The sequence below is a fragment of the Nocardia sp. NBC_01327 genome (genome assembly GCF_035958815.1).
GTDB lineage: Bacteria > Actinomycetota > Actinomycetes > Mycobacteriales > Mycobacteriaceae > Nocardia.
In genome coordinates this window covers 3206679-3219598 of record NZ_CP108383.1, presented here as the reverse complement: position 1 = coordinate 3219598, position 12920 = coordinate 3206679, and the positions used below count along the sequence as shown (strand labels likewise).

16 protein-coding genes are annotated in these 12920 nt (G+C 65.9%); 10 read left to right on the top strand and 6 right to left on the bottom strand.

What is annotated here, in order from left to right; translation table 11 throughout:
• Positions 1-13: 13 nt before the first annotated feature.
• The 3 genes from OG326_RS14340 (at position 14) to OG326_RS14330 (ending at position 1906) form a co-directional block, all read left to right on the top strand.
• Entirely contained in the window at positions 14-997 is a 984-nt protein-coding gene (locus OG326_RS14340; protein WP_327145124.1) for an aldo/keto reductase, read from the top strand.
• A gap of 164 nt (positions 998-1161) precedes the next feature.
• Entirely contained in the window at positions 1162-1452 is a 291-nt protein-coding gene (locus tag OG326_RS14335; RefSeq protein ID WP_327145123.1) for a hypothetical protein, read from the top strand.
• 13 nt (positions 1453-1465) lie between these two features.
• The gene (locus OG326_RS14330; RefSeq protein ID WP_327145122.1) at positions 1466-1906 is read left to right on the top strand and encodes an RpiB/LacA/LacB family sugar-phosphate isomerase; all 441 of its coding nucleotides are present in this window, start codon (positions 1466-1468) and stop codon (positions 1904-1906) included.
• Here the strand turns inward: OG326_RS14330 and OG326_RS14325 are convergent.
• From OG326_RS14325 to OG326_RS14315, 3 genes are read right to left on the bottom strand one after another with little or no spacing between them, the layout of a single operon-like run.
• Positions 1903-3492, bottom strand: coding sequence for an acyl-CoA synthetase (locus OG326_RS14325; protein ID WP_327145121.1), 1590 nt, complete (start codon positions 3490-3492; stop codon positions 1903-1905). The two genes, OG326_RS14330 and OG326_RS14325, sit on opposite strands and share 4 nt — an antisense overlap.
• Positions 3493-3503: 11 nt before the next feature.
• On the bottom strand, positions 3504-4418 hold the full coding sequence (locus tag OG326_RS14320; RefSeq protein ID WP_327145120.1) for an alpha/beta fold hydrolase: 915 nt from the start codon (positions 4416-4418) through the stop codon (positions 3504-3506).
• Positions 4415-5317 carry an alpha/beta fold hydrolase gene (locus OG326_RS14315; protein WP_327145119.1) on the bottom strand — a complete coding sequence of 301 codons (903 nt, stop codon included), beginning with the start codon at positions 5315-5317 and terminating at the stop codon, positions 4415-4417. The genes OG326_RS14320 and OG326_RS14315 overlap by 4 nt, the downstream gene beginning before the upstream one ends.
• Positions 5318-5429: 112 nt before the next feature.
• Between OG326_RS14315 and OG326_RS14310 the strand changes: the two genes are divergently transcribed.
• On the top strand, positions 5430-6023 hold the full coding sequence (locus OG326_RS14310; protein ID WP_327145118.1) for a TetR/AcrR family transcriptional regulator: 594 nt from the start codon (positions 5430-5432) through the stop codon (positions 6021-6023).
• Here the strand turns inward: OG326_RS14310 and OG326_RS14305 are convergent.
• The 3 genes from OG326_RS14305 to OG326_RS14295 form a co-directional block, all read right to left on the bottom strand.
• Positions 6020-6472, bottom strand: a complete 453-nt coding sequence (locus OG326_RS14305) for a gamma-glutamylcyclotransferase family protein (protein WP_327145117.1) — start codon at positions 6470-6472, stop codon at positions 6020-6022. The two genes, OG326_RS14310 and OG326_RS14305, sit on opposite strands and share 4 nt — an antisense overlap.
• Entirely contained in the window at positions 6469-7245 is a 777-nt protein-coding gene (locus OG326_RS14300; protein ID WP_327145116.1) for an MBL fold metallo-hydrolase, read from the bottom strand. The genes OG326_RS14305 and OG326_RS14300 overlap by 4 nt, the downstream gene beginning before the upstream one ends.
• Before the next feature lie 70 nt (positions 7246-7315).
• The gene (locus OG326_RS14295; protein ID WP_327145115.1) at positions 7316-8224 is read right to left on the bottom strand and encodes a hydrogen peroxide-inducible genes activator; all 909 of its coding nucleotides are present in this window, start codon (positions 8222-8224) and stop codon (positions 7316-7318) included.
• 107 nt (positions 8225-8331) lie between these two features.
• On the opposite strand from OG326_RS14295, the gene OG326_RS14290 reads away from it, so the two are divergent.
• From OG326_RS14290 to OG326_RS14265, 6 genes are all read left to right on the top strand, one after another.
• Positions 8332-8919 (top strand): peroxiredoxin, encoded by a 588-nt coding sequence (locus OG326_RS14290; RefSeq protein WP_153806595.1) that lies wholly within the window; start codon positions 8332-8334, stop codon positions 8917-8919.
• Positions 8920-8960: 41 nt separating this feature from the next.
• The gene (locus OG326_RS14285; RefSeq protein WP_327145114.1) at positions 8961-9500 is read left to right on the top strand and encodes a carboxymuconolactone decarboxylase family protein; all 540 of its coding nucleotides are present in this window, start codon (positions 8961-8963) and stop codon (positions 9498-9500) included.
• A gap of 154 nt (positions 9501-9654) precedes the next feature.
• A complete protein-coding gene (locus OG326_RS14280; RefSeq protein ID WP_327145113.1) occupies positions 9655-10413 on the top strand; it encodes an HNH endonuclease family protein in 759 nt (252 codons plus the stop codon).
• A 21-nt stretch (positions 10414-10434) separates the two neighbouring features.
• Positions 10435-11127: a PhzF family phenazine biosynthesis protein gene (locus OG326_RS14275; RefSeq protein ID WP_327145112.1), complete on the top strand. Its 693-nt coding sequence runs from the start codon at positions 10435-10437 to the stop codon at positions 11125-11127.
• 123 nt (positions 11128-11250) lie between these two features.
• Positions 11251-11676: a YciI family protein gene (locus tag OG326_RS14270; RefSeq protein WP_327145111.1), complete on the top strand. Its 426-nt coding sequence runs from the start codon at positions 11251-11253 to the stop codon at positions 11674-11676.
• Positions 11676-12920, top strand: coding sequence for an RNA polymerase sigma factor (locus tag OG326_RS14265; RefSeq protein WP_327145110.1), 1245 nt, complete (start codon positions 11676-11678; stop codon positions 12918-12920). Before OG326_RS14270 ends, OG326_RS14265 begins: the two co-directional genes overlap by 1 nt.

The window sequence follows — 12920 nt, the reverse complement described above, 5'->3', positions numbered from 1 at the left end:
GAGGATTCCCAGCATGATCGCTACCAGGAAACTCGGCGAGCTGACCGTTGGCGCGGAGGGGCTCGGGTGTATGGGCATGAGTTCTGCGTACGGGGTGTACACCGACGAGGCCGAGTCGATTGCCACCATTCATCGGGCGCTGGATCTGGGCGTCACACTGATCGATACCGCGAATGTGTATGGGCCGGAGACCAATGAGCGGCTGGTCGGGCGTGCGATTGCCGATCGGCGGGATCGGGTGGTGCTGGCTACGAAGTTCGGGATCGTCTGGGGTGCGGGCGGGTCGATGGGAGCGCGGGGTGATGCCGCGTTCGTGAAGCAGAGCTGCGATGAGTCCCTGGCCCGGCTGGGCGTCGACCATATCGACCTGTACTACCAGCACCGGGTGGATCCGAATACGCCGATCGAGGAGACCTGGGGCGCGCTCGCGGATCTGGTGACCGCGGGCAAGGTGCGGTACCTCGGCATCTCGGAGGCCTCGGCGGAAACCATTCGCGCCGCGCACGCCGTCCACCCGATCACCGCCCTGCAGAGCGAATGGTCACTCTGGACCCGCGACCTCGAAGCCGAAATCGTGCCCACCTGCCGCGAATTGGGCATCGGCATCGTCCCCTTCTCCCCCCTCGGTCGCGGCTTCCTCACCGGCGCAATCACTTCCACCGCCGACCTGCCCGCCGACGATATGCGCCGCAACCTCCCCCGCTTCACCGAAGGCAACCTCGACAGCAACCTCGCCATCGTCGCCGCCCTTCGCAAGCTGGCCGACGAAAAGGGCGTAACCGCAGGCCAATTGGCCCTAGCCTGGGTCCTCAGCCGCGGCGACGACGTCGTCCCCATCCCCGGCACCAAACGACGCACCTACCTCGAGCAGAACGCCGCCGCGGTCGACATCGCCCTCAGCCCAGAGGATCTGGCCGCCATAGAAGCCGCCGCCCCCGCCGACGCCATCGCTGGCGCCCGCTACCCAGAGCACCTGGCCCGCGCAGCCGGGAAGTAGACACCTCGTTACCACCGAATAATTCTGACAATTCGGAGCGAATCACCAAATCCAGCAACACATATCGCTCGGGCTCCATACCGTCGATCCATGCGATCACCATGTATTACGACCTTGTGATGTCGACCCTGAACCATGCGGCCCGATCGTGCTTGGAGGCGATGATGACCACCGCGGCCCGCCGTGAGTATCCGAGCGACACGTTCCGCAATCTCGTGAAAGAGGGCCTACAGCAGGGCCGTGAGCAAGGCTTGGAACAAGGACTGGAAGAAGGGTTGGAACGAGGCCGGCTCGATGGAGAGGTCCGCATTCTGGAAGCCGTTCTTGATGCGCGGGGGTTCGAAGTTTCCACTGCGGTTCGCGCTCGCATCGAGGGCTGTACCGATGTCGATCACCTCGAGGTGTGGGCTCGGCGGGCAGTGACCGCGGCCGATATAGCGGAAATCTTCGAGTAGGCACAATAGCTGTATGCGGATTTCGGTTGCGGCGGACGAGGACACCGGGGTGGCGGGGGCGGTCGTGGAGGAGTTGCGGCGACGCGGGCACGAGGTGACGGTGCATGGGGCACTGAATCCGGACGAGCGGGATGATTGGGCTTGGGCCAGTGCCGCGGCGGCGCGTGATGTCGAGGAGGGGCGGGCGGAGCAGGCCGTGGTGTGCTGCTGGACCGGCACGGGGGCGTCGATCGCGGCGAACAAGGTGGCGGGGGTACGGGCCGCTTTGTGCGTGGACGGGTATACGGCCGGCGGGGCTCGGCGGTGGAACGATGCGAATGTGCTGGCGCTGAGTTTGCGGTTGACCTCGCGGGCACTGCTCACGGAGATTCTGGACGCGTGGTTCGCCGGGGTCGCGAGTGCGGACCCCGGCGATATCGCGAACGTCGAGTACGTGGACCGGATTGCCGACTAGTTCGGCTGCTCGGCGAGAGTCGCGTATTCCGAACGCAATTCGCGTTTGAGGATCTTGCCGCTGGGGTTCTTCGGCAGCGCCTCGGTGAAGGTCACGAACTTGGGGACCTTGAAGGGCGCGAGATACTGCTTGCAGTGGGCGATGATCGCCGCCGGGCTGGGGGCGGTTCCGGCACGGGTGACCACCACGGCGGTAACCGCCTCGATCCAGTGCGGATGCGGAATGCCGACCACGGCGGCTTCCGAAACATCGGGGTGCTGGTAAAGGACCTCTTCGACCTCACGACTGGCGACATTCTCACCGCCGGTCTTGATCATGTCCTTCTTGCGATCGACCACGCTGAGGTAGCCGTCGCCGTCCAGCACACCCAGGTCCCCACTGTGAAACCAGCCGTCGCGGAAGGCTTCCGCGGTCTTCTCCGGATCGTTCCAGTACCCGAGCATGGCCTGCGGCGACCGGTGCACGATCTCGCCGATGACCCCCGGAGCCACCGATACGCCGTCGTCGTCGACCACACGGGTCTCCACATTCAACGCCGCCCGCCCGGCCGATCCGGGTTTGGTCAGCTGATCCTCCGGCGCGAGAACCGTTGCCAGCGGGGCGAGTTCGGTCTGCCCGTAGAAATTGACCAGCCCCACACCGGGCAGTCTTTCGGCCAGCTCGTGCAGCACCTCGACCGGCATGATGCTCGCCCCGTAGTACCCCTTACGGAGTGAGGACAGGTCATAGCTGTCGAAATCCGGATGCCGCAGCAGCGACAGCCACACGGTGGGCGGGCAGAACAGCTTGGTCGCCCGCTCGGTCTCGACGGTCCACAGAATGGTGGCCGCGTCGGGCCCCTGCAACAGAATGCTGGTCGCGCCCAGGTAGATATCGGGCGTGAGGAAGCAGTGCAGCTGCGCGCAGTGGTAGAGCGGCAGCGCATGCACCTCGATGTCCTCGGCGGTCATCCGCCCGTCCACGATCGCGCTCACATACTGCGCGATCAGCCCGCGATGGGACATGATCGCGCCCTTGGGCCGCGATTCGGTCCCGGAGGTGTACATGAGCTGCACCGGATCGTCATCACCGATGAGCACCGCGGGTTCGAAAGCGTCGGCATGGTCTTCCCACGCCGCGACATCCTCCCACCCCGCGGCCACCGGCAGCCCACCCAGTCCGATCCAGCCGAACAATCGGATCTCATTGTCCCCCAACTGCTTCACCGCCGCCTCGGCCTCCCCGGCGAGCGCGTCCTCCGCAATCAGCCCGACCGCTCCGGAATGCCCCAGAATGTAGGCGACCTCATCGGCGGTCAGCATGAAATTGATCGGCACCGACACCGCCCCGAGCCGGGCCAGCGCAAAGTACACCAGCACGAACTCGCGGCAGTTATGCGAGAACACCGCGACCCGATCCCCCTGCACCACACCACGATCGGCCAAACTGTGCGCAACCCGATTGACGGCCTCGTCCAGCCCGCCGAAACTCTCCCGCCGCCCCCGCCACACCAGCGCAGTCTTCCCCGGAACCCGAGCAGCACTGCGCCGCAACAGATCCCCTATCGCCTGACCGCGCACCGCCGCAACAACACCAGCTGTCTCCATGCCAACACGTTCTACCCCATCACTGTGTCCGGCGTCACGCAGTCCCGGTCACCAGGATCGGCACAGAACCCCAGCACACCGGCCACGAAGCGACCCGGATCCTCGATCGGCGGGAAATGCCCCACGTCAACCATCGACTCCACCCGCACATCCGGTGCCCACCGCTCGAATCCGGTCATCAGAGCGGGCTGCAGCAGCGGGTCACGATCCCCCGACAGCACCAGCACCGGAACAGTGAGCCGCGACCACCGGTACTTGCCGAACAGCAGCAGCGGCAGTTCACGCCGCACGATGTTCCGGTAGTAGGACACGGTGGCTCGCACCCGAGCCGGATCCCGGAATTGCGCCAGAAAGATCCGAGTGTCCTCGGAGGTCAGCGTGGCAGAGCGATACGTCCACCTTCGCAATGCCCACCTCGGCACCACCGACCCGGACATGCGGTGACCGATCAACGGCGCGGCATTGAGCGGAATATGCCATACCCGAAGCCCATTGAGCAGCACCCGCGGCGTGGGCCGCAGAAACGGGCTCGCCGTATTGACCGCGATGTAGTGCGACACCCGATCCGGACTGCGCAGCGCGAGCTGATAGCCGACCAGACCACCCCAATCGTGGCCGACCAGGCGAAACCGGTGCACCCCCATCCGGTCGAGCAATCCGGCGATATCGTCGGCCATCACCTCGGGCCGATAACCCTCCGGCGGAGCGCCGCTCCAGCCGAGCCCCCGCAGATCCGGGCAGATCACGCGATAGCGCTCTGCGAGTGGCCCGATGACCTGCCGCCACTCCCACCAGTGCTGCGGCCAGCCGTGCAACAGCACCAGTGGTTCCCCACTCCCGGCGACCGCGACGTGCATGCGCAGCCCGCCGACATCGATGAAGTGATGTTCGACCCCGGGCAACTCGGGCATGCGCTCGGTACTCATCGGATCTGCGCCGACCGGGACACACTCGCGAATTCCGCGATGGCGGTGGCCAGCCGAGCCGGTTGATCCTCCGGCGAAAATCCCCGCGCCCCGGGTATCACCTCGAGCCGGGCATGGGGAAAGTCGGTTGCCAGCCGCAGCGCGTGGGCCATCGGGAAGATGGGGTCACGACCGGACCAGGCGATCAGCACGGGCAGGTCGAAATCGGCGAAATGTGCTGCGGCACCCAGGGTATGGCGGCGGTGTTGACCGAACAACGCGCGGCGCAGGTCATCCCGAATATCTCGAGCTATCCCGGCAGGCAGTACATACGAATCGGCAGCCTGCGGTTCGATCGGCCGAATCGCCAACGCGCCGAAGGCAATCGGCGAATTGCGTACCCAAGGAACCCGAAGCGCGGACATGAGCAGACTCAATCCGCCTGGAATACGCGCGGTGAGCCGAATGGCGCGCACCAGCAGCGGAGGCATGTTCTCATAGGCGTCACACGAGGTCAGCACTAGACGTTCCACCAGGTCAGGCCGAGTGGTCGCGACCAATTGACACAGGGCGCCACCGCTGTCGTTGCCCACCAGCACCACCGGACCGAGTCCGAGCGCTTCGATTGCGCCGCAGATCAGCTCCGCCATCCCCGGCGGCGTGAGATCCGACCCCGGCATGGACAGCGTATGCGATCCGAACGGCATATCCACTGTCACACAATGGAATTCACCGGCCAGCCGCGGCACCACCCGCCGCCACAGATTGGCATTGACCAGTAACCCGTGCACGAACACGATCGGACGACCGCTTCCGGACTCGAACACGGCCATTCGGCCCTGAGGTAGCGAGATCTCGCGGCGCACACCCAGATCGGCAGCACGCCAGGATGCGCGGGCGGTAGTAGTCGAGTCGATCATCTGGAACCCCCTGGATTCAGCGACAATAGCTACAGCACCGACAATAACAAACAGTCTGCCTGTTTGTAAGTGTTGATGAGTCATGCCCAGGACGCCCGAACGGAAAGCACAGATGAGCAGGCAAGCCGCCCGATCCGAGACGACCCGAACCAGCCTGATCAATGCGGCGCGCGAACTGTTCGCCGCGCGCGGCTACGCGGCCGTCGGCACTCCCGAGATCGTGGAGCACGCCGGCAGCTCCCGCGGCGCGCTCTACCACCACTTCAAGGACAAGCAGGAGCTCTTCCGCGCGGTGTACGAGCAGATCCAGCAGCAACTCATGCAGCAGATCGCCGACGAACTGGCACGGACCGAGACCACCGATCCGCTCGCCGCCTTCGAAGCCGCGCTGCGCATGTTCCTGCAGTCCTGCATGGAACCGGAACGCACCCGCATCTGCCTGATCGACGGGCCCGCGGTCCTCGGCTGGCAGGAGTGGCGCGCCCTCGACGAGAAGTACGCACTGGGCATGGTCGCGGCGAGCCTGCAACTGGGCGTGGATTCCGGAGCCCTGCGCAATGACGTGCCGCTGCGACCCCTCGCCCATATGATCATCGCCGCCCTCGGCGAGGCCGGTCTACTCATAGCGAGCTCCGAGGATCCGGCCGCCGCCCGAATCGAATCCGAGGCGGCGGTGCTCGCGATCCTGGACGGGCTGCGAACCTAGCGGCCCTGCAAGAGGTCTCGGCGCCAGGTCGCGGAGCGGGCGAGGTAGTCGGCGAGGTGGTCGGCGGCGAAACGTTGCGCTGACCACTCGCCCGGTGTCACCGCATCGGTCCAGGCGTAGGTCCACGCGTAGGTGTGCCGATCCGCGGCGTGTACGGGGATGGGGCGCAGTTCGTACTCGTCGTCTTCGAAGGCGTCGAGTATCCGCCACTCGTCGGGGGTGAGCCCGCCGAGCAGGAAACCTTGCGTCACAACACCGTTGGCGGGTATCAGGCCCGGGTATATCCGATCGGGCAGGACCGCAGCCCGCTGGCCGAGCACACGGGCGGGTTCCAATTCCGGTGCGCGGCCGAGCAATTCGACCAGCACCTCGGGGAATTGCAAGGTGCCGTAGACGAAGAGCGGGGCGGGGCCACAGGGGAGGGGGCGGGCCCGGCGCCAGGGACTCACCGGGCGGTCATCCGATGGAAGAGCGCCGCGTCGTGGGAATTGATGACGCTGATCTGATGGCCGTGCAGGCGCCGGAGTTCGCGCAGACGACGTTGATTCTCCCGATATGCATCGCGGACTATTGCTCCCTGTTCGTACATACGCAGCCACAAGGGAGTATTCGGACTCTCGGGGTCGATGGAGCTTTCCAACATGAAGGAATCTCCGGCGTGCAGCAGCCAGCCGTTGCCGCTGTCGATCGCGACACCGGCATGACCGCGGGTGTGGCCGGCCAGCGGCACCACGAGGATCTCCGGGGGTAGGCCGGGTAGGTCACGCACCGAGGTGAAACCGAACCACTCCTGCGCGCCCTCGACCTCGTTGACCATCCACTTGGGTCCGTGCGCCCACTGCGCCGCGCGATACCGCAGGCGCTCGGAAAGGGTGGGTGTCGCTGTGGCGGCCCGGAATTCGGGACCGTGCACATGCACCGTCGCCTCCGGGAAGTCGGCCAGGCCACCGGAGTGATCGAGATCGAGGTGGGTGAGAATGACGTGCCGTACATCACGAGGGTCGTAGCCCAGCGCCTGAATCTGCCAGATCGCCGTCTCCTTTTCGGCGAGCTTTGGACCCAGGAGGAATCGGCTCGCGCCCAGCATCTTTCCCGGCTCCCGCACGCAGCCCAGCCCGTATCCGGTGTCGACCAGCACGAGTTCGGTCCGGGTCTCGACGAGCAGGCAGTGGTCGACCAGGCCGAAGGCCATGGTGCCGCAGTTCAGATGGTGAATGCGCATGGAGCCGAGCGTCCCAGACGTGCACGAACCGGTCAATTGGGGGTGCTCCAGACCTCAATCGAAAGTGCGGTCAGCGCGGCCGAATACTCCGGATGATCTCCGCGAGACGCTCGTAGTCCTCACCCCGCGCGGTCGAGGTGCGATAGGCCAGTCCGAGCGTGCGCCCCGGTGCGGGCGCGGCGAAACGCGCGATATCCAGAGTGCCGCGCGAGGTTTCGGACTCGACCGCCATCTCCGGAATCAGGGTGACACCCAGATCGCCTGCCACACACTGCACCACGGTGGCCAGCGAGGCGGCGCGGGTATCGCCGACCGCGCCCGGATGGGCATCGTGCGAGCGGCACAGATCCAGCGTCTGGTCCCGCAGGCAGTGCCCTTCGTCGAGCAGCAGCAGCGGCAGCGCGTCCAGATCGGCGGGTTTCAGATCGGCGCGCCCCGCGAACGCGTGCCCGCGCGGAACCACCAGCACGAATTCCTCCGTATAGAGCGGAATCTCGACCAGTCCGGTGGCATCGGCCGGCAGCGCCAGCACCGCGACATCGAGGACGCCGGACCGCAGCCCGTCCACCAGTCGCGCCGTCTGATCCTCGATCACATGCGGCACCAGCGCGGGCAGCTGCGTGCGCAGCTCGGGCAGCAGCCTCGGCAGGACATAGGGGGCGACGGTCGGAATGATGCCCAGTCGCAGGGTGCCACCGAGCCCGGATCCGGCCGCGGAAGCGACGAAACGGTCAGCGGCTTCCAGCGTCGCCATGGCTTGCGGCAGTAGCCGTTTGCCCGCGGGTGTGACGAGCACCCGGCGCGTGCTGCGCTCGATCAATTGCAGACCCAGTCCGTTTTCCAGTGATGCCAAGGCCTGCGATAACGTGGGTTGGCTCACGCTCAGCCGGGCCGCCGCGGTGCCGAAGTGGCGATATTCCGCGATCGCCACGAACGCACGCAGCTGCGACAGGGTCGGCTGATAAGTTTGATCAGTCACGCCTATCAGTCTAGTGCGACCGATCACCTTTGCCTTTAAGCGAGGTTCGGGCAAGATCGTTTGCAGCAGTCACGACACGATCGATTCGACTACACAGAGGAGCAAGCATGGCACTGCTGACCATCGGCGACCAGTTCCCCGCCTACAACCTGACGGCAGTCATCGGCGGTGATCTCTCGAAGGTGAACGCTCAGCAGCCCGACGACTACTTCACCCAGATCTCGAGCGACGACCACGCCGGCAAGTGGCGCATCGTCTTCTTCTGGCCGAAGGATTTCACCTTCGTCTGCCCGACCGAGATCGCCGCCTTCGGCAAGCTGAACGAGGAGTTCGCCGATCGTGACGCACAGGTGCTCGGCGCGTCCGTCGACAACGAGTTCGTGCACTTCCAGTGGCGTGCCCAGCACGAGGAGCTCAAGACCCTCCCGTTCCCCATGCTGAGCGACCTCAAGCGTGAATTGGCCGCCGCCACCGGCGTTCTCAATGCCGACGGCGTCGCCGACCGCGCCACCTTCATCGTCGATCCGAACAATGAGATCCAGTTCGTCTCGGTGACCGCCGGTTCCGTGGGCCGCAATGTCGACGAGGTGCTGCGGGTGCTCGACGCCCTGCAGTCCGACGAGCTCTGCGCCTGCAACTGGAAGAAGGGCGACCCGACCATCAAGGCCGGCGAGCTCATGACCGCTTCGGTCTAAATTCTTCCCAATTCGGCTCTGATACAAAGGATTTCGCCACTGTGACCATTGAGAACCTGAAGAACTCGCTACCCGAGTACGCCAAGGACCTCAAGCTCAATCTGTCCTCGATCGCTCGCACCACCGTGCTGAACGAGCAGCAGTTGTGGGGCACACTGCTGGCATCGGCCGCCGCGACCCGGTCGGCCACCACGCTGCGCGAGATCGCCGAGGAGGCCGCCGACGTACTGTCGGCCGAGGCGTACAACGCCGCGCTGGGCGCCGCCTCGATCATGGGCATGAACAATGTGTTCTACCGCGGCAAGGCCTTCCTGGACGGCAAGTACGACGACCTGCGGGCCGGTCTGCGCATGCAGATCATCGGCACCCCGGGCGTGGACAAGGCCGATTTCGAGCTGTGGTCGTTCGCGGTCTCCTCGATCAACGGCTGCCAGCACTGCCTGGAGGCGCACGAGAACACGCTGCGTGAGGCGGGCGTGTCCCGCGAGGTGATCTTCGAATCGCTGCGTGCCGCCGCGATCGTGGCCGGTGTCGGCCAGGCCGTGGCCTCGACCGAGGCGCTGGCCGGCGCCGCGGTCTGATCTCCTGCTTTTCGATCTGAAGCACTGCTGACAGGGGTGGTGCACCGATTCGGTGCACCACCCCTGTTTCTATTTGCTATCAGTTAGCTGAAATCAGGTCACCGGTCGGCAACATTGCCCGTTTCATCCGGTTTCCGGCCCTAGACTCCCCCGCATGCCCGAGCGTTCCCGGACCACCGCCCGGCGCCGCTGGCGCAGATTCTTCGCCACCTCCCTCGTCCTCGTCGCGGTGGCCGCGACCGGGCTCGCGCTCTGGAGCAATCGGCAGGAACCGGCGCACAAAAACACAGACACAGACACGGCCGCGGCCGATCCCACCAGCACGCCGCTTCCCGACCTGCAGCATGCGCAGGCCGATCTGGACCGGCTCACCATCGCCTGGAATCGGAACTGGGAATCCTATGAGCGCAATGCCTTCGGGCCCGGCTGGTCCGGGCGCGGCGGTGAGCCCGTACTTTCCGGCGGATGCACCGCCCGTGAAGATGTGATGAAGCGAGATCTGACGGAAGTCAAACTGGCGGACAGTAATTCGTGCATGGTGCTGTCCGGCGTACTCGACGATCCGTACGCGGGCGAGCGACTGCCCTACGACCGATTCAAGGCCTCCGATATCGAGATCGACCATGTCGTCGCACTGGGCGATGCCTGGCGGTCCGGCGCTTCGGAATGGGATGCGCAACGCCGCCAGTACTTCGCCAATGACGTGGGCAATCTACTGGCCGTGCAGAAGCAGGCCAATCAGGACAAAGGCTCGAAAACACCGGACCAGTGGCGCCCGCGCACCGGGTTCTGGTGCGAGTACGCACGCCGGTGGGTGGCGGTGAAGTCACGCTGGGGACTCACCGTACAGGCCACCGAGAAGAGCGCCCTGGCCGACATGCTGGGAGCATGCTCACCTCCCCCCGCTCGATAACCAGCGGTAAGCTCGGCAGCTATGAGCACCCCGGAAAGCGATGGCGCGCAGATCGAAGTGGTTCGCGTATTCACCGATGCGACGGGCCGCTTCGGCAATCCGCTCGGCATCGCGCGTGCCGCCGATGTGGCCGGAGCCGACCATCAGGCTCTGGCCGCACGTGTCGGCTACAGCGAGACGGTCGTGCTCGAGGAGCCGGACAACGGCCGGGTCCGCATGCGCATCTACACGCCGTCGGTGGAACTGCCGTTCGCCGGTCACCCGACCGTCGGCACCGGCTGGTGGCTGTACCTGCGCGGCCGTCCGGTTTCGGTGATCGACGTGCCCGCCGGACCCGTGGACGTTTCGGTCACCGAGGGCATGGCGTGGGTGCGGGCGCGCTCGGAATGGGCCCCCGCCTTCACTTTTCACGAAATCGAGAGTGCCGACCTGCTGGCCACGCTGGACCCGGCCGACTTCCCCGAGGGCTCGCACTACGCGTGGACCTGGCACGACGAGGCCCGAGGTCAGGTGCGCACCCGAATGTTCGCCCCCGCCATGGGAATTGCCGAGGACGAGGCGACCGGAGCCGCGGCCATCGCGCTGACGGCGAAACTGCAGCGCGGGCTGTACATCACCCAGGGCGCGGGTTCGCAGCTGTTCACCGAATGGGACTCCGACGGCTGGGTGCGGCTGGGCGGACGCGTCGTGGAGGACCACCCGGTCGTCATCTGAGCGCTACGACCACAGGTCGCGGCGCGGGAAATATTCTTCGGAGGGAATGTCCGGATCCGGTGCGGTGGCTTCGACGTCTCGGGTACAGACGCCACCGAGGCGCCGACAACGGAGGTGAGACCGATGAAGTACATGATTCTGTCCTACGGTTCGCAGCGGGACTACGACGGTATGACCGGCAAGGCGACGGGCGATTACGCCTGGACACCCGGCGACTTCGCCGCGGTGACCGAGTTCATGCGGGATTTCACGGCAAAGCTCGAGGCCTCCGGTGAGCTGGTGGACACCCGCGGTCTCGTCGATCCCGTCCACACCCGCAGGATCAGCGGCAGCACCCGCGCGGGTCTGCCGGTGGTGATCACCGACGGACCGTATGCGGAAACGCAGGAGGTACTCGCCGGATACTGGATCGTGGAGTGCGAGAGCTTCGACCGGGCCACCGAGATCGCGGCGGAAATCACCGAATGCCCCGGCCCCGCTGCGATAGCCGCACGCGCCTACGTGGATGTGCGGCCGATCGCGGAAAGTGTTCAGTCCCTGGAGATTTGATGTCCGACACCCGCACCGAGGAGCTGCTGCGCGCACTCGCGCCGCAGGTCCTCGGTGCGCTGGTGCGGCGCTACGGGCATTTCGATACGGCTGAGGATGCGGTGCAGGAAGCCCTGCTGGCGGCGGCGACGCAGTGGCCCGAGACGGGTGTGCCGCACGATCCGAAAGCCTGGTTGATCGCCGTCGCGGCTCGGCGACTCATCGACCTGCTGCGCGCCGAGCAGGCGCGACGGCGACGCGAAGACGCTGTGGCACAGGCTATTCCACTCGAGCAGTGGACATTACAGACGGTGGATGACCGTGTCGCGGACGCCGACGACACACTGATCCTGCTGTTCCTGTGCTGCCATCCGGCATTGGCCCCCGCCTCGCAGATCGCCCTGACCCTGCGCGCGGTCGGCGGTTTGACCACCGCGGAGATCGCGCGCGCCTTCCTGGTACCGGTGGACACCATGACCCGGCGCATCAGCCGGGCCAAGCGCACGATCAAATCGGCAGGCACATCCTTCCGCATGCCACTGCCACAGGAGCGCGACGCCCGGCTCGCGGCCGTACTGCACGTGCTGTACCTGATCTTCACCGAAGGCTATGCCGCCACAGCCGGACCCGACCTGTACCGCACCGACCTGTCGGCCGAGGCAATTCGATTGGCGCGCATCATGTATCGCCTAATCGACCAGGATGACGAAGCCGCAGGCCTGCTCGCCCTCATGCTGCTGACCGATGCCCGCCGACCGGCCCGCGCCGGGCCGCACGGCGAACTGATACCGATGGCCGAACAGGATCGATCGCACTGGGACCGCCGCCTCATCACCGAGGGCATCGCACTGATCACTCTGACACTGCCACGCGGCGGTCCGCCGGGACCGTATCAATTGCAGGCCGCCATCGCGGCCGTGCACGACGAAGCGGCCACCGCCGAGGACACCGACTGGCCGCAGATCGCCGCGTTGTACACGGCACTGCACGCGCTCACCGACAACCCGGTAGTGGCATTGAATCGTGCAGTCGCGGTGGGGATGTCGAGCGGCGCCGAGGCCGGGCTGGCCATGCTCGCAGAACTGGAAACCGATGGCCGACTAGCTGCCGACCATCGGTTCTATGCCGTACGCGCACATCTGCGGGAACTGAACGGAGCCGACTCGGATGCGATCTCCGACTACCGCCACGCCGCTCAGCTGACGGGAACCGTTCCGCAGCAGCGTTACCTCAATTCCCGTGCCGACCGTCTGGCCGCCAGGTAG

Bases quoted from the DNA above. Each gene is read 5' to 3' on its own strand.
- OG326_RS14340 (WP_327145124.1), top strand. From the start codon at position 14: ATGATCGCTACCAGGAAACTCGGCGAGCTGACCGTTGGCGCGGAGGGG.
- OG326_RS14335 (WP_327145123.1), top strand. From the start codon at position 1,162: ATGACCACCGCGGCCCGCCGTGAGTATCCGAGCGACACGTTCCGCAAT.
- OG326_RS14330 (WP_327145122.1), top strand. From the start codon at position 1,466: ATGCGGATTTCGGTTGCGGCGGACGAGGACACCGGGGTGGCGGGGGCG.
- OG326_RS14325 (WP_327145121.1), bottom strand. From the start codon at position 3,492: ATGGAGACAGCTGGTGTTGTTGCGGCGGTGCGCGGTCAGGCGATAGGG.
- OG326_RS14320 (WP_327145120.1), bottom strand. From the start codon at position 4,418: ATGAGTACCGAGCGCATGCCCGAGTTGCCCGGGGTCGAACATCACTTC.
- OG326_RS14315 (WP_327145119.1), bottom strand. From the start codon at position 5,317: ATGATCGACTCGACTACTACCGCCCGCGCATCCTGGCGTGCTGCCGAT.
- OG326_RS14310 (WP_327145118.1), top strand. From the start codon at position 5,430: ATGAGCAGGCAAGCCGCCCGATCCGAGACGACCCGAACCAGCCTGATC.
- OG326_RS14300 (WP_327145116.1), bottom strand. From the start codon at position 7,245: ATGCGCATTCACCATCTGAACTGCGGCACCATGGCCTTCGGCCTGGTC.
- OG326_RS14290 (WP_153806595.1), top strand. From the start codon at position 8,332: ATGGCACTGCTGACCATCGGCGACCAGTTCCCCGCCTACAACCTGACG.
- OG326_RS14280 (WP_327145113.1), top strand. From the start codon at position 9,655: ATGCCCGAGCGTTCCCGGACCACCGCCCGGCGCCGCTGGCGCAGATTC.
- OG326_RS14275 (WP_327145112.1), top strand. From the start codon at position 10,435: ATGAGCACCCCGGAAAGCGATGGCGCGCAGATCGAAGTGGTTCGCGTA.
- OG326_RS14270 (WP_327145111.1), top strand. From the start codon at position 11,251: ATGAAGTACATGATTCTGTCCTACGGTTCGCAGCGGGACTACGACGGT.
- OG326_RS14265 (WP_327145110.1), top strand. From the start codon at position 11,676: ATGTCCGACACCCGCACCGAGGAGCTGCTGCGCGCACTCGCGCCGCAG.